Annotated in this window: 23 protein-coding genes; 7 read left to right on the top strand and 16 right to left on the bottom strand. The window is 73.6% G+C overall.

Features of this window, described 5'->3' with window-relative positions:
- Positions 1-71 precede the first annotated feature (71 nt).
- Positions 72-875 carry an HAD hydrolase family protein gene (locus ABZ444_RS17190; protein WP_357997141.1) on the bottom strand — a complete coding sequence of 268 codons (804 nt, stop codon included), beginning with the start codon at positions 873-875 and terminating at the stop codon, positions 72-74.
- Positions 876-926: 51 nt separating this feature from the next.
- Here ABZ444_RS17190 and ABZ444_RS17185 point away from each other — a divergent pair, with 51 nt between their 5' ends.
- Positions 927-1,310 carry a hypothetical protein gene (locus ABZ444_RS17185; protein WP_357997138.1) on the top strand — a complete coding sequence of 128 codons (384 nt, stop codon included), beginning with the start codon at positions 927-929 and terminating at the stop codon, positions 1,308-1,310.
- A gap of 21 nt (positions 1,311-1,331) precedes the next feature.
- On the opposite strand, the gene ABZ444_RS17180 is transcribed toward ABZ444_RS17185, so the two are convergent.
- Complete coding sequence (locus tag ABZ444_RS17180) at positions 1,332-1,808, bottom strand: DUF2283 domain-containing protein (RefSeq protein ID WP_357997135.1); 477 nt, start codon at positions 1,806-1,808, stop codon at positions 1,332-1,334.
- Between the two features lie 127 nt (positions 1,809-1,935).
- On the opposite strand from ABZ444_RS17180, the gene pyrF reads away from it, so the two are divergent.
- Positions 1,936-2,742, top strand: coding sequence for an orotidine-5'-phosphate decarboxylase (pyrF, locus tag ABZ444_RS17175; protein ID WP_357997132.1), 807 nt, complete (start codon positions 1,936-1,938; stop codon positions 2,740-2,742).
- Here the strand turns inward: pyrF and leuA are convergent.
- Positions 2,723-4,411, bottom strand: coding sequence for a 2-isopropylmalate synthase (gene leuA / locus ABZ444_RS17170; RefSeq protein ID WP_357997151.1), 1,689 nt, complete (start codon positions 4,409-4,411; stop codon positions 2,723-2,725). The two genes, pyrF and leuA, sit on opposite strands and share 20 nt — an antisense overlap.
- 202 nt (positions 4,412-4,613) lie before the next feature.
- On the opposite strand from leuA, the gene ABZ444_RS17165 reads away from it, so the two are divergent.
- Positions 4,614-5,315 carry an FCD domain-containing protein gene (locus ABZ444_RS17165; RefSeq protein WP_357997129.1) on the top strand — a complete coding sequence of 234 codons (702 nt, stop codon included), beginning with the start codon at positions 4,614-4,616 and terminating at the stop codon, positions 5,313-5,315.
- Positions 5,316-5,356: 41 nt separating this feature from the next.
- Here the strand turns inward: ABZ444_RS17165 and ABZ444_RS17160 are convergent, their stop codons facing one another.
- The 11 genes from ABZ444_RS17160 to ABZ444_RS17110 all read right to left on the bottom strand — a co-directional run bounded on the left by ABZ444_RS17160 (position 5,357) and on the right by ABZ444_RS17110 (position 16,481).
- Positions 5,357-5,575: a hypothetical protein gene (locus ABZ444_RS17160; protein ID WP_357964297.1), complete on the bottom strand. Its 219-nt coding sequence runs from the start codon at positions 5,573-5,575 to the stop codon at positions 5,357-5,359.
- A gap of 58 nt (positions 5,576-5,633) precedes the next feature.
- The gene (rbsK, locus tag ABZ444_RS17155) at positions 5,634-6,527 is read right to left on the bottom strand and encodes a ribokinase (protein ID WP_357997126.1); all 894 of its coding nucleotides are present in this window, start codon (positions 6,525-6,527) and stop codon (positions 5,634-5,636) included.
- Positions 6,524-7,864 (bottom strand): ADP-ribosylglycohydrolase family protein, encoded by a 1,341-nt coding sequence (locus tag ABZ444_RS17150; RefSeq protein WP_357997123.1) that lies wholly within the window; start codon positions 7,862-7,864, stop codon positions 6,524-6,526. Before ABZ444_RS17150 ends, rbsK begins: the two co-directional genes overlap by 4 nt.
- Positions 7,861-9,000 carry an ADP-ribosylglycohydrolase family protein gene (locus tag ABZ444_RS17145; RefSeq protein WP_357997120.1) on the bottom strand — a complete coding sequence of 380 codons (1,140 nt, stop codon included), beginning with the start codon at positions 8,998-9,000 and terminating at the stop codon, positions 7,861-7,863. Before ABZ444_RS17145 ends, ABZ444_RS17150 begins: the two co-directional genes overlap by 4 nt.
- The gene (locus ABZ444_RS17140) at positions 8,997-9,956 is read right to left on the bottom strand and encodes an ADP-ribosylglycohydrolase family protein (protein WP_357997117.1); all 960 of its coding nucleotides are present in this window, start codon (positions 9,954-9,956) and stop codon (positions 8,997-8,999) included. The genes ABZ444_RS17145 and ABZ444_RS17140 overlap by 4 nt, the downstream gene beginning before the upstream one ends.
- Before the next feature lie 6 nt (positions 9,957-9,962).
- Entirely contained in the window at positions 9,963-10,928 is a 966-nt protein-coding gene (locus tag ABZ444_RS17135) for an ADP-ribosylglycohydrolase family protein (RefSeq protein WP_357997114.1), read from the bottom strand.
- A complete protein-coding gene (locus tag ABZ444_RS17130; protein WP_357997111.1) occupies positions 10,925-12,235 on the bottom strand; it encodes a sugar ABC transporter substrate-binding protein in 1,311 nt (436 codons plus the stop codon). Before ABZ444_RS17130 ends, ABZ444_RS17135 begins: the two co-directional genes overlap by 4 nt.
- A 12-nt stretch (positions 12,236-12,247) precedes the next feature.
- Positions 12,248-13,066 carry a carbohydrate ABC transporter permease gene (locus ABZ444_RS17125; RefSeq protein WP_352328137.1) on the bottom strand — a complete coding sequence of 273 codons (819 nt, stop codon included), beginning with the start codon at positions 13,064-13,066 and terminating at the stop codon, positions 12,248-12,250.
- A complete protein-coding gene (locus ABZ444_RS17120) occupies positions 13,063-13,977 on the bottom strand; it encodes a sugar ABC transporter permease (RefSeq protein WP_357964307.1) in 915 nt (304 codons plus the stop codon). The genes ABZ444_RS17125 and ABZ444_RS17120 overlap by 4 nt, the downstream gene beginning before the upstream one ends.
- The gene (locus ABZ444_RS17115) at positions 13,974-15,005 is read right to left on the bottom strand and encodes a LacI family DNA-binding transcriptional regulator (protein ID WP_357997108.1); all 1,032 of its coding nucleotides are present in this window, start codon (positions 15,003-15,005) and stop codon (positions 13,974-13,976) included. The genes ABZ444_RS17120 and ABZ444_RS17115 overlap by 4 nt, the downstream gene beginning before the upstream one ends.
- Positions 15,006-15,254: 249 nt before the next feature.
- Positions 15,255-16,481 (bottom strand): MFS transporter, encoded by a 1,227-nt coding sequence (locus tag ABZ444_RS17110; protein ID WP_357997105.1) that lies wholly within the window; start codon positions 16,479-16,481, stop codon positions 15,255-15,257.
- A gap of 23 nt (positions 16,482-16,504) precedes the next feature.
- Between ABZ444_RS17110 and ABZ444_RS17105 the strand changes: the two genes are divergently transcribed.
- The 3 genes from ABZ444_RS17105 (at position 16,505) to mihF (ending at position 18,659) form a co-directional block, all read left to right on the top strand.
- Positions 16,505-17,740, top strand: coding sequence for an ROK family protein (locus ABZ444_RS17105; protein WP_357997102.1), 1,236 nt, complete (start codon positions 16,505-16,507; stop codon positions 17,738-17,740).
- A gap of 107 nt (positions 17,741-17,847) precedes the next feature.
- Positions 17,848-18,252, top strand: coding sequence for a heme-binding protein (locus tag ABZ444_RS17100; protein ID WP_357997099.1), 405 nt, complete (start codon positions 17,848-17,850; stop codon positions 18,250-18,252).
- A gap of 101 nt (positions 18,253-18,353) precedes the next feature.
- Positions 18,354-18,659, top strand: coding sequence for an integration host factor, actinobacterial type (gene mihF, locus ABZ444_RS17095; protein ID WP_043641121.1), 306 nt, complete (start codon positions 18,354-18,356; stop codon positions 18,657-18,659).
- Positions 18,660-18,816: 157 nt separating this feature from the next.
- On the opposite strand, the gene ABZ444_RS17090 is transcribed toward mihF, so the two are convergent.
- Both ABZ444_RS17090 and ABZ444_RS17085 read right to left on the bottom strand, forming a co-directional pair.
- Complete coding sequence (locus ABZ444_RS17090) at positions 18,817-19,464, bottom strand: response regulator transcription factor (protein ID WP_357997096.1); 648 nt, start codon at positions 19,462-19,464, stop codon at positions 18,817-18,819.
- Complete coding sequence (locus ABZ444_RS17085; protein ID WP_357997093.1) at positions 19,455-20,702, bottom strand: sensor domain-containing protein; 1,248 nt, start codon at positions 20,700-20,702, stop codon at positions 19,455-19,457. The genes ABZ444_RS17090 and ABZ444_RS17085 overlap by 10 nt, the downstream gene beginning before the upstream one ends.
- A 187-nt stretch (positions 20,703-20,889) precedes the next feature.
- Here ABZ444_RS17085 and ABZ444_RS17080 point away from each other — a divergent pair, with 187 nt between their 5' ends.
- Positions 20,890-22,143 carry an acyltransferase gene (locus ABZ444_RS17080; protein WP_357997090.1) on the top strand — a complete coding sequence of 418 codons (1,254 nt, stop codon included), beginning with the start codon at positions 20,890-20,892 and terminating at the stop codon, positions 22,141-22,143.
- Positions 22,144-22,145 lie beyond the last annotated feature (2 nt).

The following is a 22,145-nucleotide window of genomic DNA, read 5'->3' as shown; positions in this document are numbered from 1 at the left end:
GAACATCTGCACCGCGATCAGCGCCGACAGCAGCGCCACGGGCACCAGTTCGGCGCCGGACCCCGGCCGGGTCAGCCGTAGAGGCGTTCGAGGACCTCGGCCACGCCGTCGTCGTCGTTGGAGGACGTACGGTGCCCGGCCGCGGCCAGCACCAGCGGGTGCGCGTTGGCCATCGCGTAACCGGCCCCCGCGAAGGCCAGCACGGCCAGGTCGTTGGGCATGTCGCCGAACGCCACCACCTCGGCGGGCTCGACCCCGCGCGCCAGGCACAGCTCGGCCAGCATGCCCGCCTTGGTCACGCCCAGGGCGCTGACCTCCAGAAGCCCCGGCACCCCGGAGTGGGTGACCTCGGCCAGCTCCCCCACGGCCGCCGCCGCGACGGTCGACATCTCGTCGACGGTGTGCGCGGGCGAGAGCACCAGCAGCTTGACGATCGGCTCGCCGGCCTCGCACGCCGAGACCACCTCCCGGTAGTGCCGCACGTCGTGCGCGACCCGCCTGGTGTAGCCGGACTCGGTGAGCACGCCCGTGCCGGTCTCGACGGCGAAGGCCGCCCCCGGCAGGGCCGCGGCCAGGCTGTCGGCGACCTTCCTGGCGGCCTGCGGCTCGATCGTGCGGCTGGCCACGATCTCCGCGGCGGCCAGGTCGTACAGCAGGGCGCCGTTGCTGCAGATCGCCAGGCCGGTCAGGCCCGCCTGGCCGGCGATGGCGTGGATGGAGCGCGGCGGGCGGGCGGTGACGAAGACGATCTCCGCTCCGGCGGAGCGGGCCAGGCCCAGGGCCCGCCGGGTGCGCGGGGAGACGACGCCGGCGGAGGTCAGGAGGGTGCCGTCGAGATCGGTGGCCACGATGCGGGGCGGGGGGGCTGAGGTCACGCCCCCTACCGTAGGTCCTGGCCGGGAGGGGCTCAGGAGTAGGGTGCCCTCGTGTCCTCCATCTCGGGGCGTTTCGCCCGGTCCGGGCCGCGTCCGGACGACCGGGTCGCCTCCGTCTTCCGGTTCGCGTCGGAGCTGGTCGCCTGGGTCGCGGCGCCGTGGGCGCTGCTTCCCGGGTCGGTGTGGCAGGCCGTGTTGTCGGTCGTGGTGCTGATCGGGCTGCCGACGGTGTTCGCCACGCCCGGCGACAAGCGGGGCGTGCCGGTCGCCGTGCCCGGGTTCGTGACCGTCGGGCTGGTCGCCCTCCAGCTCGTGGTGGCGGTGGCGGCGGCGTGGGTGGCCTGGCACGCGGTCGTGGCGGCGGTGGTCACGGTGCTGGCGGTGGTCACCGTGGTGCTGGAACTGCCGCGCTGGCGCTGGCTGCTGACGGGCTGAGCGGCCGCGCGTCCGGAGCTCTCAGAGGCGCATCTCGGCGGGCAGGCGGGTGGCGGCGTTGAGGAGCTCCAGGCCGAGCAGGTCGCCCGAGGCGCCGTAGTCGAGGACGACGCCCTCCGAGACGGTCTGCCGTACCGCCTCACCTGGCACTATTTCATGCTTCATCGCGATATAGGCGATGTCTTGTTCCTTGTCCCAGCTGACGTACACGGTCCGGGTGAGCTGGCGGTCCGGCGGGGCGTCGTCCGGCTGGAGCAGGCCCTCCTTGGCCTCGTGCGAGCCGGCCAGCGCCGCCCGTACCATGGCCAGCGCCACCTCGACCGCCTCCAGCGAGTCGCGCCCGGTCGCCCGGCGCTCGTGCTCCCACCCGGCCAGCCCGTCGACCCGGTACGGGCACGACCACTCCCCCGCCTCCTCGTACGGCATGCCGACGGCGACGGTCACCTCGCGCGGCGGCACGGTCTCCAGCACCAGCACCCGCTGGGCGATCTCGTACATGCCGCATGATCTACCCAGGCGCCCGCTTCCGGAAGACCCGCGCCGCGAGCCATATCATCAGGGGCCGATGCGTTCCGGGTTCCGGCGGCGGCGGGTTAGTGTGCGTTAGGGTCGCAAGGGGGCCTAGATGAACGAGTCGTTCGGCACACGCCTGCGTGCCAGGCTGGACAAATTCGGCCCGCTCTGTGTGGGCATCGATCCGAGCCCGGCGTTGCTCGACGCCTGGGGCCTCGACGACTCACCGGGCGGCCTCGAGCGCTTCAGCCGCACGGTGGCCGACACGATCAGCGACGTGGCCGCCGTGGTCAAGCCGCAGTCGGCCTTCTTCGAGCGCTGGGGCAGCCGTGGCATCGCCGTCCTGGAACGCACCATCGCCGACCTGCGCGAGGCCGGCACGCTGGTGCTGCTCGACGCCAAGCGCGGCGACGTCGACACCACGATGGCCGCCTACGCCGAGGCCTACCTCGACCGGGGCAGCCCGCTGGCCGCCGACGCGGTGACGCTCAGCCCCTACCTGGGGTTCGGCTCGCTGGAGGTGGCGATCACCTCGGCGGTGGCCAACGACGCCGGCGTCTTCGTGCTGGCCCGTACCTCCAACCCGGCGGCGGCCGGGCTGCAGCAGCGGGTGGCCGACCTGGTGATCGCCGGGGCCGCCGCGGCCAACGCGGGCCACGAGCCGTTCGGGCCGGTGGGAGTGGTCATGGGGGCCACGCTGCCCGCGCTCGACCACTCCCTGGCCGACCTCAACGGCCCGATCCTGGCGCCGGGGCTCGGCGCGCAGGGCGCCTCACCCGCCGACGTGGCCCGGCTGTTCGCCCCGGTACGCGGCTCCGTCGTGCCGTCGGTCTCCCGGGCCGTGCTGGCCGACCCGCGACAGCTGCGGTCGAGGACCCTGCGGTACCGGGACGAGTGCGTCACGTACCTGACGTACTGAGCCGGTTGACGGCGGCCAGCACCGCCCGTACCGACGCGGTGAGCACGGAGGTGTCCTGACCGGCGCCCCAGCCGATCACGCCGCCGACCGCTCCACCGACCCGGGCCTCCACGTACGCGACGGCGCTGCTGCCCGTCCCCGGGTCCACGGCGTGCTCGGCGTAGTGCAGGACGTCGACCTCGACGCCGTCCCCGGCCAGCGCGGCGGTCAGCGCGGACAGCGGCCCGTTGCCGGTGCCGCGCAGCGCCCGCCCCGAGTCCAGGACGCCCTCGAACTCGTGCGTCCCCGGCGCGGTCTCGGCCGTGCGCCAGGAGGCGAACCCGGCGCGCTCGCCGGGCGCGATGTAGGTGGCGTGGAAGAGCGCCCACAACTCGTCGGCGGTGATCTCCTCGCCGCTGTCGTCGGTGGCCCGCTGCACCGCCGCGGAGAAGTCGATCTGCAGGCGGCGCGGCAGGTCGAGGCCGTGGCGGGCGCCCAGCAGGTACGCGATGCCGCCCTTGCCCGACTGGCTGTTGACCCGGATGACCGCCTGGTAGCCGCGCCCCACGTCGGCCGGGTCGATGGGCAGGTACGGCACCTCCCACGGCGCCCGCTCCGGCGGCACGCCCAGCTCGGCGGCCCGCGCGGCGTGGTGGGCCAGGCCCTTGCCGATGGCGTCCTGGTGGGTGCCGGAGAAGGCGGTGTAGACCAGGTCGCCGGCGTAGGGGTGGCGGTCGTGCACGGGCAGGCGGTTGCAGTGCTCGACGACGCGCCGGATCTCGTCGATGCCGGAGAAGTCGATCATCGGGTCGACGCCCTGGGAGTGCAGGTTGAGCGCGAGGGTCACCAGGTCGACGTTGCCGGTGCGCTCGCCGTTGCCGAACAGGCAGCCCTCCACCCGCTGCGCCCCGGCGAGCACGGCCAGCTCGGCGCAGGCCACGCCGGTGCCGCGGTCGTTGTGCGGGTGCACCGACAGGATCACCGAGTCGCGGCGGTCGAGGTGGCGGTGCATGTACTCGATCTGGTCGGCGTACACGTTGGGGGTGGAGATCTCGACGGTCGCCGGCAGGTTGTGGATCACCGGGCGGTCCGGGGAGGCGTCCCAGAGGGCGGTCAGGTCGTTGCAGACCTCCAGCACGTAGTCGGGCTCGGTGAGGTTGAACACCTCGGGCGAGAACTCGAAGCGCACCGGGAGCCCGTCGGCCAGCCGGGCGACCTGGCCGGCCGCGTCCAGGATGAGCTTGCGCAGGGTGTCGCGGTCGTGGCCGAGCACCACGTTCCGCCAGGTGGGCGCGGTCGCGGTGTAGAGGTGCACGACCACGTCGGGCAGGCCGCGGATCGACTCGAAGGTGCGCTCGATCAGGTCCTGCCGGGCGGCGGTGAAGGCCACCACGGTCACGTCCTCGGGCACCGCGCCGGGCTCGGCCAGCTCCCTGAGGAAGTCGAAGTCGAGCCTGCTGGCCGACGGGTAGCCGACCTCGATCTCCTTGAAGCCCATCCGCACCTGGAGGTCGAACAGGCGGCGCTTGCGCGCCGGGTCCATCGGCTCGGCCAGCGCCTGGTTGCCGTCGCGCAGGTCGACCGGCACCCAGAGAGGGGCGGCGGTGATGCGGCGCGAGGGCCAGGCGCGCTCGCCGGTCAGGGGCACCTCGACCCGCTCGTGGGCGGGCCGGTAGCGGTGTGAGGGCATCGCGCTGGGGCGCTGCCGGTTCCATGCGTACACGTCTTCGTTCCTTCTTCGGCGGTCGGACGACCGGCAGCACCTCGCACGCCGCGGCGGGGTGCCGGTCCGGTCAGGCCCCGCCGCGGCGGCCGAGAAGAAGGAGACCGTACGACGACATGGCGGCTACACTAACCACAACACAGGTCCTCAGACAACCTGAGAGGTACGCATGCCGCTCGGCGCCCTCCGTCGCAGCCCCCTGGTCGACCAGGCCGTCCAGCACCTGCGCGAGCAGATCACCGAGGGCCACTGGCCGGTCGGCACCCGCCTGCCCGGCGAGAACGCGCTGGCCAAGACGCTCGGGGTGGGCCGGTCCACGGTCCGCGAGGCGCTGCGGGCGCTGGCCGGGGCGGGGCTGGTGCGGGCGCGTCAGGGCTCGGGCGTGTTCGTCATCGCCGCGGAGCCGGCCGAGGACTGGCCCACGCGGCTGCGCCGGGCCGCGATCACCGACGTGTACGAGGTCCGCATGGTGGTCGAGACCCAGGCGGCCAGGCTGGCGGCGGCCCGGCGTACCGACGAGGACGTGGCGGCGATGGAGGCGGCGCTCCAGGCCCGCGAGCGGGCGGCGGGCGAGGACGACGCGGCGTTCGTCGACGCCGACATCGCGCTGCACGCGGCGGTCGTGGCGGCGGCGGGCAACCCGGTGCTCACGGACCTGTTCGCCGAGTTCGCGCCGGCGTTGCGGGAGGGGCTGATCGACATGGTGGAGCTGCTGGAGCTGCGCGGGCACGACCGCAACCCGGGGCACGACGCGCACGCCGCGCTGGTGGCGGCGGTCCGCGACGGCGACGCGGCGGCGGCCGGCGACCTGCTGCAGGCCGAGCTGGAGCAGACCCTCGCCCGGCTGCACACGAAATCCGGCGCCTGGTGACCGCCGGGAGCCGGTCGCGGCGGGTGGGTCAGGCGGGTGGGTCAGGCGGTGGGGCCGGCGTCGGGGCGGATGACGTCCTCGCCTTCGTCGTCCTCCTCGGGCGGCTCCTCCGGGGTGGGCTCCTCCTGCTCGTCGGGCGGGTCCGCGGACAGCGGGCGGCGGGTCCTGGGCGATCCTGAGGCGGACCGCTCGGCGACCACGTCGCTCTCCCCGTCCACGCCTCCCACCGCCGCGGGCAGGTCGTCGGGCTTCTGGCTCATGGCCCCCACCTGCCCGAGACGGCGTCCCCTGACGCCCGGCCGGACGTCAAGGGACGGGCTAGGACAGCTCCCGCAGCGCGCCTTCGATCTCGGCCCTGACCGGCATCGACGTGCTGGCGCCCGCCCGCTGCACCGACAACGCCGCCGCCACCGAGGCGAAGCGCAGCGCCTCGGCCGGCGCCAGCCCTTCGGCCCGCGCGACCGCCAGCGCGCCGACGAACGTGTCACCGGCGGCCGTGGTGTCCACGGCCTTCACCTCGATCGCGGGCACCCGCAGCCGCTCCCCCGAGCGCGAGCCGTAGAGCGCGCCCCGCGAGCCCAGCGTGATGACGGCCTCCTCGACGCGTTCGAGCAGCGCGTCGAGGGCGGCGTCGGGGTCGGCCTGGCCGGTGATGTCGGCGGCCTCGTGCTCGTTCGGGACGATCATGGTGACCGCGTCGAGCAGCTCGTCGGGCAGCGGCTGCGCGGGCGCCGGGGTCAGGACGGCGGGCACCCCGGAGACCCGGGCCGCCTCCGCGGCGGCCACGACCGCCTCCATGGGCAGTTCGAGCTGGAGCAGCAGGGCCCGCGACCCGGCGATCGTGGCCAGGTCGCCGCCGGACGGCCCGGTCACGGTGCCGTTCGCGCCGGGCACGACGATGATTGAGTTGCCGCCGGCGTCGTCGACCACGATGTGCGCGATGCCGCTGGGGCCGGGCACCTGGCGCAGGCCGCGGACGTCCACGCCGGCCTCGGCCAGGGTGGAGCGCATCTCGGCCCCGAAGGCGTCGTCGCCGACCGCGCCGAGGAAGGCCACCTGCGCGCCGGCGCGGGCCGCGGCGATGGCCTGGTTGGCGCCCTTGCCGCCGGGCACGGTCCGGAACCGGTGACCGGTGACCGTCTCGCCCCGTTTGGGGGCTTGGGAGACGTACGCGACGAGGTCCATGTTGGCGCTGCCGAAAACCGAGATCATGAGGCCATCATCTCCTGAGTACGTCGCGCCAGTTCGCCGAGCCCCACCCCGTCGAAGCCGGTCAGGCTGCTGGCCAGGCTGTCGCGCATGAGCCAGCGGTCCGGTACGCCGCCGTTCAGCGCACCCGCCACGGACCCCGCCGTGGCCCCGGCCGAGTCGGTGTCCCAGCCGCCGGCGACCGCGCCCGAGATCGTGGCGGTGAAGTCGCCCGCGCCGTGGATCAGCGTGGCGGCGACCAGCGCGGCGTTGTTGATCGTGTGCACCCAGTGCAGCGTGCCATGCCGCTGGTGCAGCAGGTCGATGACACGCTCGAAGTCCGGCTCGCGGGCGGCGTCGGCGACCGCCAGGCCGACCGCCTCGTGCAGGCGGGAGCCGCGCGGCACGACCGACAGGCCCGCCTCGACGGCCTCCCGCGCCGAGCCGGCGACCAGGGAGGCGGCGCACATGGCCGCGACGAACATCGCGCCGTAGATCCCGTTGGCCGTGTGGGTCAGCCGGGCGTCGCGCCAGGCCAGCTCGGCGGCCGTGGCGGGGTCGCCGGGGTTGGCCCAGCCGTAGACGTCCGTCCTGATGAAGGCGCCGATCCACTCGCGGAACGGGTTGCGGCGGGTGGCCGTCTCCGGCGGCTCGAAGCCGTCGAGCAGGTTGCGGTAGGCGACCCGCTCGGCGGTGAACGTGCGGCCGGCCGGCAGCTCGTCCAGCCACAGCCTGGCGACGTCCTCGGTGGTGAAGCCGCGGCCGTGGCGCTCCAGGACGGACAGCGCCAGCAGCGGGTAGTTGAGGTCGTCGTCCTCGGGGATGCCGTCGACGTTCTCGGCCAGGGAGTTGACCGCGCTGCGCCGGTTCCACGGCCACCTGCGCGCGATCTCCTCCGGCAGGCCCTCGGCGGTGAACCAGCCGGTGACGGGCCAGTTGCCGGTGGCCTCGGCGATCTGCCTGATGCCCTCGCGCGGGATCTTCTCCACCGGCTTGCCCAGCACGCATCCGGCCGCCCGTCCCTGCCAGGCGCCCAGCAGCCGCGCCGGGTCCGCCTTCGCCGCGGTCCCGGCCGACGGCCAGTCGGGGCAGGCGGCGACGATGGCGTCCAGGTCGGAGGGCTCGGCCAGCGGCGAGGGGATCGCGGCCAGCTCGTCCAGCAGGCTCTCGGCCAGGGGACGCAGCCGGGCCGCGGCGGCCTCGGAGGCGCCGGCGCGCGGCGGCGCGTCGTGGCCGCCCGCCGCGTGCCACCGCCCGGCCAGCTCGCGCACCTGCGGCAGGTCGCCCCTGCCGTCCTCGCCGGCCTGGCGCAGCTCGTGGCCGACCAGGTCCTCCGGCTGGACCCAGGTGAGCCTGATCATCGAGCGTCCAGCTCGGCGAAGGCGGCCTCGTGGGCGCGCCGCCGCGCCAGGTCGTCGGCGTGCACCCGGCGCGCCACCTCGGCGATGGCCAGGCCGGGCGCCACCAGGTCGGTACGGCTGGCCGCCCCGACCTGCTCCACCCACTGCGCGGGCACCGCGGACAGCCCCCCGAGGGCGCCCGCGATCGCTCCGCCCATGGAGGCGATCGAGTCGGCGTCGCGGCCGTAGTTCACGCCGCCGAGCACGGTGTCGCGGAAGTCGCCCTTGGCCGCGACCAGGAATCCCAGCGCCAGCGGCAGCTCCTCGATACTGTGCACCCGGCTCGGCCGGCGCGCGCCGAGCCCCTGGTCGCGGTAGGTGTCGGCGACCGTGTCGAAGGGCCGTACGGCGGCGCGCAGCACCTCGAAGGAGCCGTCCCAGTGGCCGACGCCGGCCGCGGCCTCGCAGACCGCCTCGATGGCGGCGCGGGTGCCGTCCTTGGCCAGGCGCAGGCAGGCGGCGACCACGGAGTCGACCGTGGCGCCCGGCCGCATGGCCTCGGCGACGGCGGCGGCCATCACGCCGGCGGCCTCGCGTCCGTAGCTGGACTGGTGGGCCCCGGCCAGGTCGACGGCCTCGGCGTAGGCGGCGTCGGGGTCGGCGGCGTTGACGATGCCGACGGGCGCGACGTACATGGCCGCGCCGCAGTTGACGATGTTGCCGACGCCGGCCTCGCGCGGGTCGACGTGCCCGTAGTGCAGGCGGGCCACGATCCACTTCTCGGCCAGGAAGATCCGCTGCAGCGGCAGCGCCTCGGCCTCCAGCTCGGGGATCCACCGCCGCTCGCCCATCAGCTCCGGGACGAGGTGGTCGGCCATGGCGTACGCCCCCAGGTGCCCGCCGGCCTTCTCGTACACGCGGATCAGGGCGTGCGTCATCAGGGTGTCGTCGGTGATGTGCCCGTCGCCCTTGTGGTACGGCGCGATCGGCCGGGCGTTGCGCCAGTCCTCGTTGTACGGCGGCACGATGCCCTCGACCCGGCCCCCGTACCGCTCCACGATCTGTTCGGGAGTCCAGCCCTCGGTGGCGCCGCCCAGCGCGTCACCGACCGCCGCCCCCGCCACGCAGCCAGTGGCCCTGTCCTCAAGCGGCGTCATGCGATTCCCTTCGTCAGTTCGATCAGATCCTTGCCCGCCAGCTCCGGCAGGCAGCAGCCCGCCAGCGTGCGGGCCGGCGCGAGCCACCCCTCCGGGATCGCGCCGTACCCGCCGGCGGCCCCCGCCAGCGCGCCGGTCAGCGCCGGCGCCGAGTCGGCGAGCGCCGACAGGCAGGCGGCGGCCGGGACGGCGCGGGCCAGGTCGCCCCCCGCCGCCTCGGCCAGCGCCAGGGCGACGGGCACCGTCTGGGCGGCGCCCACGCCGTAGCTGTAGACGTGGTCGAGCAGCGCGGCGTCCAGCGCGGGCACCGCGCCGAACGGGTCGCCGGCCTCGCGCGCCGCGGCCAGCGCCACCCGGGCGTTGTGCCCGATGGCGGTGTCGGCGGGCAGGACGGCGAGCGCCGCCGCCACGGCCTGGCCCACCGAGCCCGAGGCGACCGCCGCGGCCACGGCGGCGGCCATGGCCTGGGCGCCGAGCAGGCCGTCGCCCGCGTTGGTGACCTGGGCGTCCTCGGTCGGGTCCCTCCCCAGCGCCCCGAACGCGACCGCCCGGACGGCGGCGGCGTCGTCGAAGTGGTGGGGGTTGTCGTGCCCGGAGGCCGGCGGCTCGACGCCCCTGGCCAGGTTGTCCAGCGCGGTGGCCACCGAGATGCGCGCCCGGACGCCGGTCAGCTCCCGGAACGCCGCGGCCCGCGGCCGGTCGATCGTCAGCAGCGTCCAGGCCAGCCATTCGGCGTCGTCGGACGGCCCGACGGCCAGCGGCGCGATCGGCTGGTTGAGCGCGAACGGCACCGGCAGCGTGGTGACCCGGTGCTCCTCGGCGAAGGCGTCCAGCTCGCGGTGCAGGCGCCGGCTCCAGGGCGCGTGCAGGGCGGCGCGGTGCCTGGCCGCGGGCCAGCCGACGGCGTCGCCCACGGCGAGCCCGATGAAGGCCCCCCTGATTCTGTCCCCCGACATGATGATCTACAGTCCTTCCGCCAGTTCGTCGGCGACGTCCAGCACGTGTCTTCCGGCCACGACGGGCAGGCATTTCCCGCTCACCGGGCCGATCCGGGCCGCCCATCGTCCGGGCACGCCCTGTTCTCCCTGGATGGCGCCGGCGACCGCGCCGGCGATGGCGCCGATCGTGTCGGCGTCCCTGCCCAGGCTGACCCCGAACGTCACCGTCGCCTCCACCTCGCCGCCGCCCGCCAGGACGGCGCCCAGCGCCAGCGCGACGGCCTCGGGCGCGAGGTCGGTCCAGGGGTAGTGCCGGACCACGACGGCCTCGTGCAGCGCCTCGACGAGGTCCGGCTCGGCCGGCGTGCCCTTGGCGGCCACGTCGCGCGCCCGGACGACGGCGCGGGCCGTCCAGGAGTCGGCGGGGATCACCGACAGCGCGGCCTCCACGGCCTCGGCGGGCGTGCCGCCCGCCATGGCGGCGGCCACCGCCCCGGCGACCGCGCGGCCGCCGAGTATGCCCTCGCCCGACCCGCTGACCAGCCCGTCCTGCTCGATGAGGCGGGCGGCCTCGGCCGGGTCGCCGGGGCAGAAGATCCCGTACGGCGCCGCCCGCATGGCCAGCCCGTCGGACCAGCCGTGCTGGTGGACACGCCCGGTCAGCGGCGGCTCCAGCCCCCGGCGGAGCGCTTCGATCGTGCCCAGCTCGGAGAAGCCGGCGCCGCGCATCGGCCCGGTCACCGACGGGATGATCTCCTGCCGGTACGCCCGCGCGACGTCGGCCGCGGTCAGGCCGTGCCCGTGCCGGACGAGCAGCGAGGCGGCGAAGATGGCGTACTCGGTGTCGTCGGTGCCGCCGCCCTCGATCTCGGTGAGCCGGCCCCACCGCCGCCGGATCTCCGACGGCGACAGGTTCTCGGCGGGGGCGCCGAGGGCGTCGCCGGCCGCCAGGCCGAGCAGACACCCCCGGGCCCTCAGGCGATGAGTCACTGCTGGTACCGCTCCAAGACCTGGTTGCCGTCCTCGACGAGCCGCTTGGCCGCGTCGTCGAGGGTGATCTTATTGGCGAAGTACTCCTGGAGGACCGGCGTGGCGACCTTGCTCTTCCACTCGTCGAAGCCGTTCACCTTCAGGAACGGGGCCACGACCAGGTTCTTGGCGGAGGCGGTGGCGACGTCCCAGCCGTTGTCCTGGGTGGTCATCGCCGGGTCGGCGGCGGCCGTCTGCGAGGTCGGCAGCAGCCAGTCGCCCTTGGCGAGCTTGGCCTGGTTGGCGCCGTTGAGGAAGAACGAGATGAACTTCATGGCCTCGTCCGGGTGCTTGCTGTCCTGGGCGATCGACAGCGTCTGCGAGACCGCGCCCTGCTGGGCGCTGGTGCCCTTCGGCGCGGGCAGCGTCACCCAGTCGAAGTCGTCCGGGGCCTGCTCGGCGACCTGCTGGCGCAGGTAGACGCCGGCCGGCAGCAGCGCGAACTTGCCCTTGTAGAAGGTGGGCAGCGGGTCGGCGGTGCCCTGGCCGAGCGCGGCCGGGTCGGCGGACTTGTCCTTGTAGAGCTGGTCGTGGATGCGCTGCAGCACCTCACGCTCCTCCGGCCCGACCTTGACCGTGGTCTTGCCCTCGGCGGTCTGGAAGAACGTGCCGCCGAAGTTGAGCGCCAGGTTGAGCGTCTTGTTGACCGGCGACTTCATCGGCCAGGCCACGCCGAACGTGCCGCCCTTGGTCATCTTCTTGGCGGCCTCGGAGAACTCGTCCCAGGTCCACGGGTTGTCCGCGGTGGGGACGCGCACCTTGGAGGCGTCCAGGAGCTTCTTGTTGGCGATGATGACCTGCGACTCCTGCAGGAACGGCACGCCGTAGATCCCCTGCTCGCCCTTGCCGCCGTTGAAGGTGACGGTGTCCCAGGCGGACTGCGGGATGTCGCCCTTGAGCTCGGCGGGCAGCTTGCTCGTCAGGTCGAGCAGGTAGCCGTCGGAGGCGAACCCGGCCAGCGCCGGCGAGTCGTTGTGGATCACGTCGGGCGCGGTGCCGCCGGCGAACTGGGTGACGAGCTGGTCGTTGACGTTGTCCCAGCTGCCCTGCACGTAGGTGACCTGGGTCTTGGGGTTGGCCTTGTTCCACTCGTCGACGATCTGCTTGTTGGCCGCGACGGACTCCTTCTGCCAGGCCAGGCTGAGGAAGTTGAGCTTCACCGGCTCGCCGGACGAGGCGGCCTCTCCACCGCCCCCTCCTCCGCTGCTGCCACACGCGGCGGCGAACGCGACGACGGCCGCCGCCGCCAATGCGGACTTGATTCGCATATGAGCCTCCTACTAGCCCTTCACGGCGCCGGCCATCAGGCCGGACTTCAGTCGCCGCTGAATGATTGCGAAGAAGATCAGGCTCGGGATCGTCGCCATGAGCGACGCCGCGGCCAGCGGGCCGAGCCTGGCCACCCCCTCGGGGCCGGTGAACCGCACCAGCGTGAGCGGGAGTGTCATCACGTCGGGGTCCTGGAGGATCACGAGCGCGAACAGGAACTCGTTCCACGACGAGATGAAAGAGAACAGCAGCGTGGCCACCACGCCGGGCGCGAGCAGCGGCGCCACCACGCTGGCGATCGAGCGCAGCCGGGTCGCGCCGTCGACGGCCGCGGCCTCCTCCAGCTCGCGCGGCACGGCCCGCACGTAGCCCTGGAGCATCCACAGCGCGAACGGCAGCGTGAACGTCACGTGCACGACGACGAGCCCCGGCAGGGTGTTCACCAGCTCCAGATCCCGCAGGATCATGAAGAGCGGGATGATGATCAGGATGAACGGGAAGACCTGGCTGACCAGCACCCACCCGATCGCGACCTTGTTGAGCAGGCTGCGGTAGCGGGCCATGGCGTACGAGGCCGGCAGCGAGATCAGCACGGTGATCACGCTGCTGAACAGCGCCACCACCAGGCTGCGGCCGGCCGCGCCGATCAGGTCCTGCTCGCCGAAGGCGTCGGAGAAGTTGGACAGGGTCGGCTCGCGCGGGATCCACGTCGGGTCGGCGAGCGCCATCTCCTGGGGCGTCTTCAGCGCCGTCGACAGCAGCCAGAACAGCGGGAACGCCAGGAAGACGATGTAGGCGACCAGCGCGAGGTACTGCGGGGCGCGTCTCATCGGGTCTCCCTCATCTGGCGCCACAGGTACAGGCCGAGCACCGTGAGCACGACGATCGCCATGGCCAGGCCGAGCATCGAGGCGTATCCGGCCATCCGGTAGCGGAACGCCTCCTCGTAGGCGAACAACATCGGCAGCCGGGTCTGGCCGCCGGGCCCGCCCTGGGTGAGCACGTAGACCAGGCCGAACTGGTTGATGTTCCAGACGAAGTCGAGCGAGGTGATCGACACGATCACCGGGCGCAGCTGCGGGAGCGTGATGCTCCAGAACCGCCGCCAGCGGCCGGCGCCGTCGACCTCGCCCGCCTCGTAGAGCTCCTTCGGGATGCCCTGGAGGCCGGCGAGCAGGACCACGGTGGTCTGCGGCATGCCGGTCCAGACGCCCACCACGATGATCGCGGGCAGCGCGAGCGAGAAGTCGGCCAGCCAGTTGACGTGCGTGCCGAGCAGGCTGTTCAGGATGCCCGCGTCGGGGTGGTAGACGAGCTTCCACATCAGGCCGATGACCACCGGCGGCATCGCCCACGGCACCACCGCGAGCACCCGGGCCAGGGTCCTGAAGCGCAGGTTCTGGTTGAGCAGCACCGCCAGGCCGAGCGCGGCCAGGAACTGCAGCACGGTCACCGAGACCGACCAGATCGCGCCGATCCGGAAGGAGGCCCAGAAGTCGTCGTCGGTGAGCAGCCGGCCGAAGTTCTCCAGGCCGACGAAGCTGGTCTCGTGGACGCGCGTGTTGCGGGCGTCGGTGAAGGCCAGGCCGATGCCGTACAGCAGCGGGCCGACGCTGAACAGCGCGACGGGCACCAGCGCGGGCAGCATGAGCAGCCACATCTCGCGGTTGCCGCGCGACTTGGGACGCCGCCGGGAAGGCGGGCGCCGGGGCGGTGCCGCCGTCGTCACGGTCGCGGTCACGTCCTGCCTCCCTCATGTCCGTAGGTCTCGCCCGCCGTCGAGGCCCGCACCACCAGGCGCGGCGGAACGGTGATCACGCGTGGCGCGGCGTCGTCGCCGTTCAGCCGGTCGAGCAGCAGCTCGGCGGCTGCCTTGCCGCGTTCGGCCGAGCCGAGCGAGACGCTCGACAACGACGGCCAGGACGCGGCGGCCAGGTCGGTGTCGTCCATGCCGACCACCGCCACGTCCTCGGGCACCCGGCGGCCCGCGGCGCGCAGCACGTCGAGGGCGCCGAGCGCGATCAGGTCGTTGGCGCACATCAGCGCGTCGACGTCGGGCGCCCGGTCCAGCAGCTCGGCCACCGCGCGGCCCCCTTGCGCGCGGTAGAAGTCGCCGATCTGGACCAGGTCGTCGTCGTAGGGCAGGCCGAGCTGCTGGAGCGCCTCGCGGTAGGCCGCGCCGCGCGAGGCGCCGGGCCAGGTGTCGGGCGGGCCGTTGACCAGCGCGATCCGCCGGCGTCCGAGCGCGTGCAGGTGGTCGACGGCGAGCTTGACGCCGGTGCGCGAGTCGGCCCGTACGTTGTCCACCGGCGTGCCCTCCGGCACCGTGCCGATGATGACGACGGGAGCCCTGGCCGCGGCCAGCATCTGCAGGTGGGCGTCGGTGACCCGGAGCGGGCTCATGATCAGCCCGTCCACGTAGCGCTCGCCCAGGCTGTGCAGCACGTCGATCTCGTCGGCCACGACGGCGTCGGTCGAGTGCAGGACGAGCCGGTAGCCGGCCGCCTTGAGCACCGGCTGGATCTGGCGCAGCATCGCCAGGTAGGCGGGGTTGCCGACGTCGGCCATGGCGAAGGCGACCTGGTGGGTGCGCCGGGACTTGAGCGACCTGGCCACGGCGTTGCGCACGTAGCCCAGCTCGTCGGCGGCGGCCATCACCTTGCGCACGGTCTCCTGCCTGGTCGGCAGGCCGTTGAGGACCCGCGAGACGGAGGCGATCGAGACACCGGCGCGCTCGGCGATCGTGGTGATCGTGGGTCCGTCGGCCAAGGCTGTCCTTCCGAGAAGGTAAACGTTTACGGGAAAGTGTCTGTAAACGTTTACCGTGTTTCGCACATGAAACCGGGCCCTAACTTCCGGGTCAAGTCACGATCCCATAACACCAGGTCAGCGGGCATATGGGCGAAAGAAGAGCGCCCGCTCCCCCGGGCTCGGGGAAACGGGCGCGCCAGGACACTTCAGAACGCTCCAGGCCGCGGACGGCCTCCGCGAGCCGCGGCCACACGAAGAGCCCGGCGGTTACGCGGAACGTTCGGCGGGGACGGGCACGGGCGGCGACTGCCGGGTGAGCAGGCGGATCCCCGGAGCGCCGCTGAGCGCGACGACGGCGGCCAGGACGGCCGGGATGATCAGGGCGACCGGCAGCGACCCGGTGGCCTCGGCCACGTACCCGAGGACCGCCGGGCCGAGCAGCAACCCGCTGTAGCCGAACGCCGTCACCATGGCCAGGGCGCGGCCCACCGGGCCGCCCGCCGCGCCGACCGCGCTGAACAGCACCGGCACGACCGTGGCCAGCCCCACGCCCGCCAGCGCCCAGCCGGTCCACGCGCACACCACGCGCAGCGGCCCGCCGAGCGCCGGGGCGGCGAGCACCAGGACGTACCCGAGGGTGGCGAAAGCGCCGGCGAGCTGGATCGTGCGCACCGAGCCGAGCCTGGCCCTGATCGGGTCGCCGAGCAGGCGGACGGTCGTCATCGCGACCGAGAAGATCGTGTAGGCCAGGGGCGCGTCGGCCGGGTCGGTGTGCAGCACCCACCGGGCGTGCAGGGCGGCCCAGTCGATGGCGGCGCCCTCGCTCAGGTGCCCGGCGAAGGCCGCCACCCCGAGCAGCGCGATCAGCGCCCACTTCAGCGTGCCGCCGCCCTCGCCGCCGGCCGCCTCCTCGCCGGCCTGCCGGGCGGCGTCGGGCAGGAGCACACGGCAGGCCAGCAGGTACAGGAACGGGACGACGACCGCCCCCGCCACCAGCAGCGCCTGCGGGTCGATCGACGCCCGCAGCGCGAGGGACGTCAGCACGCCCCCGGCCGCCCCGCCCAAGCTCCACGTGCCGTGGAAGGCCGAGATGATGGGCCGGCCGTAGACCCGCTCGACCTCGACGGAGTGGGCGTTGATGGCGACCTCGATCACCCCCAGCCCCATCCCGAACGCCAGCGCCAGCGCCATCAGCGACCCGTACGAGGGGGCCAGCGCGGGCCCGAGGAGCAACACGGCCGACAGCGGCCCGCCGATCCAGCACACCTGCCGGCTCGACCACCTGTCCACCAGCCGCCCGGCCACCAGCATCGACACGAGGGCGCCGCCGGAGATCAGCAACAGGACGGTGCCCAGCCTGGCGGCGCCGAGGCCGAGGCGGTCGTTCAACGAGGGCAGGCCGGCCGCCCACAGACCCATCACGAATCCGCTGAGGGAGAAGAGACCGAAGACTCCGACACGTGCCCGTCTGGCATCAATGAGGCTTTTGTTCACGCCTAGAGCATAAGCTGGGAGTTGTGAAAAGTGCTACGACGAGCGGCGAACTTCGCGCGCACAACCGGGTCCGGCTGCTGCGCGCGGTGCACGACTGCGCGGCGACCCGTACCAGGTCGCAGCTCACCCGCGATCTCAACCTGGCCAGGGGCACGGCGTCGGTGCTCGTCGCCGGCCTGGCCGAGGACGCCCTGCTGCACGAGGAGCCCGCCGCCGGGCACACCAGGGGACGGCCGACGCAGGTGCCCGGCCCCCACCCGATGGGCCCGCTGGCCCTGGCGGCCGACGTGCGCGAGGACGCCTGGGAGCTGGCGGCGTGCGAGCTGGGCGGACGGACGAGCGTGCTGGAGGTCCAGCCGCACGACGGCACCCCGGAAGGCGCCCTGGCCTCGCTCGGCCAGGCGGTGGCCGACCACCTGTCGCGGCGGGTGGTCGGCCTCGGGGTGGCCCTCGCCGGCCCGGTCCGGCACGACGGGCTGGTGGACATCGCCCACCTGGGCTGGCGGTCGGTGGACGTGCCCCGGCTGCTGGGCCTCGCGTGGCGGCCGGCCGGCCCGGACCCCGTCCTGGTCGGCAACGACACGGGCCTGGCCGCGCTGGCCGAGGCCAGGCGGGGACGGCTGCGCGGCGTACGGGTGGGCCTGCACCTGCACGTGGACTTCGACCTCGGCGGCGTCCTCGTCGTGGACGGCCGGCCGCTGGACGGCGCGAGCGGCCCTGGCGCCGAGTTCGGCCACATGCCGCTGGGCGGCGGCGACCGGCCGTGCGCGTGCGGCGCGGCCGGCTGCTGGGGCCAGGAGGTGGGCGCGAACGCGCTGCTGCGCCACGTGGGCCTGGCCCACGGCGGTGGCCGGGGCCGCGCGCAGGCGGAGGAGGTGCTGGCCGGCAGCCAGGAGGCGGTCGAGGCCGGGGCCCGCGCGCTCGGCCTGGGCATCGCCGCCCTGGTCAACGCGCACGACCCCGAGGTCGTCACGCTCTCTGGGCACGGCGTCGCGCTGCTGGAGCGCGCGGGAGAGGCCCTGACGGACTCCTGCCGGCCCGCGCTGATGGCCATCCGGCGGGAGCGTCCGCCCCGGATCGAGGCCGCCGCGCTGGGCTGGCGCGCCGCCCTGGTGGGGGCCATGGAGTCGGTCTTCGACGCCTTCCTGACCCCCGAAGGGCTGGAGAGATGGCGTGAAACCGGCCCCGACCAGGGCGCCGACACGCCCGGATCACGAAATGTGACGCATTCCACCCTCAAGGGGAAAATCTTGCAATAACTTCCGGCCACCCGAACGCCGACCAGGCGATCTTGCGCCCCCCTCCCCGGCGCTGTACGGATGGAAGGGCCCGGCGCGCTCACGATCATCGACGGGGGTGGGAACGCGTGGATCTCGAACTCGCGCTCCGCATGACCGAGGCCGCTCTGAAACAGGCCGTCCGGGAGGGCGCGCTGGTCTCGGTGGCGGTCGTGGACGCGGGCGGACATCTGGTGTCTTTCCAGCGTATGGCGGGTGCGGAGATCGCCGGGCCGGTGCTCGCGCCGGGCAAGGCGTACACGTCGGTGGCCCTTCGCGCGGCTACCGCGGACCTGGCTCCGCTGGTGGCGCCGGGCGGGGAGCTCTTCGGTCTGACTAGTGACAGATTCGTCTGTTTCGGGGGTGGTATCCCCCTCTGGGCGGACAACGGCGAAGGGGAACGGGTGGCCGGCGGCGTGGGGGTCAGCGGCGGCACGATCAGCCAGGACGTGGCGTGCGCCGAAGCGGCCGCCCTGGTGTGGCGGACCCGTTGAGCGGGCGCTTTCCGCAACACGAACCGCTGGTATCCGCCATGATTAGCCACTGCACCACGGGAAACAGTTTCCCGAACCCAACTCCCCGAGGAGAGAACGAGATGGCACTTCCCACTCTCACCCCCGAGCAGCGTCAGGCGGCTCTGGCGAAGGCGGCCGAGGCCCGCGCGGCCCGCACGGCCCTGCTCGCCAAGGTCAAGGCGGGCGAGCTGACCTTCGCCCAGCTCCTGGAGCGCGACGACGACATCGCCAAGAAGATCAAGGTGTCCCAGGCCCTGCGCGCCGTCAAGGGCGTCGGCCCGGCCAAGGCCACCGCGCTGATGGAGGAGGCCGGCGTCGACGAGAAGCGCCGTCTCGGCGGCCTGGGCGCCCAGCAGCGCAAGAAGCTGGTCGACGCGCTCGGCTAGGACCGGGCGGCCGGGTCCGCGCGCCATGTCGCGCGGACCGGCCGGCGACCCCTCGTAGGGCCAGGAGGGGCCGGAGAGCGGCGCACGCTCCACGGCGGGCCCGGCCGAGGGGTCAACCTCAGGCAGTCGACCCCAGGCGGTCAACCCCAGGCGGCGGTCAGGACCTCAGGTACGCCAGCACGGCGAGCACGCGGCGATGCTGGTCGCTGTCGTCGGCGTAGAGACCCAGCTTGCTGAAGATGCTCCTGATGTGCTTCTCCACGGCGCCGTCGCTGATGACGAGCTGCCGCCCGATGGCCGGGTTGGACTTGCCCTCGGCCATCAGCCCGAGCACCTCGCGCTCGCGCGGCGTGAGCTGCGCCAGCGGGTCGTCCTTGCGTCTGCGCACCATCAACTGGGACACCACCTGCGGATCGAACACGGTGCCTCCCGCCGCCACCCGCCGCAGGCCCTCCAGGAACTCGTCGACGTCGACGACCCGGTCCTTCAGCAGGTAGCCCACCGCGCCGCGGGCGTCGGCGAGCAGGTCGTCGGCGTAGGAGACCTCGACGTACTGCGACAGGATGAGCACCGGGGCGCCGGACACCCGTCGCCGGGCCTCGACCGCCGCACGCAGCCCCTCGTCGGTGAACGACGGCGGCATGCGCACGTCGACCACCGACACGTCGGGCCGGTGCTCGACGATCGCCTCCACGAGGGCGTCGCCGTCCCCCACGGTGGCGACCACCTCGCAGCCGAACTCCTCCAGCAGCCTGACCAGGCCCTCCCTGATCAGAACCGCGTCATCGGCCACGACTACGCGCACGGCACCTCCGCCACGATCACCGTCGGCCCGCCGTCCGGCGACCTGACGGTGAGCTCCCCGTCGACGGCCCGGAGCCGGTCGGCCAGACCGGCCAGGCCGTGTCCCTTGGCGACGTGTGCGCCGCCAACACCATCATCCCCGATCGTGAGCATGAGGACGTCACCGATACGGATGAGCTGAACCGTGCAGATGGTCGCGCGGCTGTGTTTGGCCACGTTGGTCAGGGTTTCCGCGCAGACGAAGTAGATCGCGTTCTCGGTCGCCGCCTGGAAGCGGCCCACGATCTGCACGTCGAGGTCGACCGGCACCGTGCAGCGGCCGGCGAGGGCGGCCAGCGCGGGCGCGAGGCCGCGGTCGGACAGGATGGGCGGCGCGATGCCGCGCGAGAGGGCCCGCAGCTCGTCGAGCGTCTCGCGGGTGGCGCTGATCGCCGAGCTGATGGTGGCCGAGGCGGCCTGCGGGTCCTTGGCGAGCTGCCGCTGCGCCCTGGACAGCTCCATGGCCAGGGAGACCAGGCGCTGCTGCGGGCCGTCGTGGATGTCGCGCTCCAGCTTGCGCAGCGCGTTGGCCTCGGCCGACACGGCCGCCGCCCGGCCCTCGGCCAGGTCGTCGATGCGCTCCTGCAACTCGGCGACGCCGGTCAGCAGCGCCCGGCCGAGCCCGGCCCTGACCAGCGCGGCCCCGCGCACCATGAACGGCATGACGAACGTGAAGACCAGGCCGAGGGAGACGTAGAAGATCGTGTTCACCACGTAGCCGGAGCCCAGCCCGAGCAGCTCGGGCAGCTCCGCGTTGCCGGGGATGCGCGAGGTGATCAGGCCGTAGAGCGGGTAGGTCAGCCCGAGGATCGGGATCGCCCAGAACACCACGGTCAGCACGAACGCCAGAATGGCGAACGGGAAGTTCAGGATGCCGTGCAGCAGGTCGAGCCACGACTGGCCGTTGGTCAGCGGGTTGACGATGCGGCGGAAGCGGCCCGCCCCCTCGGGCGCCGGACGGTAGCGGGGCCGCACCGGCGGGCGCTTGAGCACGTCGGAGAGCCAGCCGCGCTCGGCGTCGGCGAAGCCCCTCGCGATCAGGAGCGTGCCGGCCAGCAGCGGCACGCCGATCCACACGACCGCGGTGCCCACGCCCGCGGCGAAACCGGCGACCATGGTCACGAAGCCGATGACGGCCGTCGGGAATCCGACCAGCGTGTAGCGGGTGTCGAGAAGGACACGCCTCATCAGGGAGCGCATGCAATGAAGGCTAAGTCCCCCGGCGGAGCGGTACGAGCCGGTACGCAGGCGTCCGGGGGTAGGGCTGGCCCTACCTCCGGGGGTGGTGCGATCTTGACCTGAAGACGGCGGCCCGCGGCAATGTGCCCGGGCGTCCGGGACGGAAGCCTTGAGTCATCCGCTCTCCCGCTCGAAACGAGGCTCCCCCATGACCGTCCTGCTCGATCGTCCCGCGCCGGTACGGGCGCCGCGCGCGACGGCCAGGGACCCGTTCATCGACCTGCTGCGCGTGGTGGGCATGGCGCTCATCGTGCTCCAGCACTGGACGATCCCCGTCCTGTCCTACGAGGGCGGCCGGCTGACCACGGGGAACGCGCTGTCCATGCCGGGGGTGTGGGTGGTGACGTGGCTCAGCCAGGTCATGCCGCTGGTCTTCTTCGCCGGCGGGGCGGCCAACGCGATCAGCCGCGGCCGGTCGGCGAAGAGCGACCAGGAGTGGCTGGCCGGGCGGTTGCGCAGGCTCGCCTGGCCGTTGCTGCCGCTGGCGGCGGTGTGGATCCCGCTGCCCCACGTGCTGCTCACGCTGGGGGTGCCGGAGCAGCCGCTGGCGGTGGGCGCCAAGCTGACCGGGCAGTTGCTGTGGTTCCTGGCCGTGTACCTGATCGCGGTCACGGTCACGCCGTACGCGCTGCGCCTGCACCGCAGGTTCGGCGTGCTGGTCCCCGTCGCGCTGGCGGCCGGGGCGGCGCTGACGGACGTCGTGCGCTTCTCGACCGGCCTGGAGGCGGCCGGTTACCTGAACATCGTCTTCGTGTGGCTGGCCGTCCACCAGATCGGCTTCTTCTACGCCGAGGGCCGGGTGCGGCTGCCCGGGTTGCTGGCGGCCGGCGGGTTCGGCGTGGCGGCGCTCCTGGTGGGGTTCGGCCCCTACCCGGGCAGCATGATCGGCCTGCCCGGCGCCGAGGTGTCCAACATGGCCCCGCCCACGCTGGCCATCATGGCCGTCGGCGTCGGCCAGATCGGCCTGGCCGTGCTGCTGCGCCCCTGGCTGGTCCGGCTGCCCCTGCGCCGTGTCCTGGACTGGGCCGGCCCGCGGATCATGACGGTCTACCTGTGGCACATGCCCGCGCTGTTCGCCGTGACCGGCGTGGTCGTGGTCCTGCTGGGCGTGGAGACGCCGGAGCCGGGCAGCCTGTTCTGGTTCGCCGGGTGGCCGGTGTGGTTCGGGATGTTGTGCCTGGTCATGTGGGGGCTGGTGCGGGCGTTCGCGAGGTTCGAGACGCCGCCGTCGCTGCCGTACGGGACCGCCGGCCGCGGGGCCATGCTGGTGGCCGCGGGGCTGGTCGGGGCCGGGATCCTGACGCTGACCGTGGGCGGCTTCGTGCCGGGCGGCGGCCCGTTCCTGGCGGTGCTCGCGGTGCTCGGCGGCCTGCTGCTGACGGCGCCGAAGGCCCGCGTGTAACA

The organism is Nonomuraea sp. NPDC005730 (assembly GCF_040630865.1).
Lineage (GTDB): Bacteria > Actinomycetota > Actinomycetes > Streptosporangiales > Streptosporangiaceae > Nonomuraea.
This window is presented reverse-complemented; position numbering and strand designations above follow the sequence as displayed.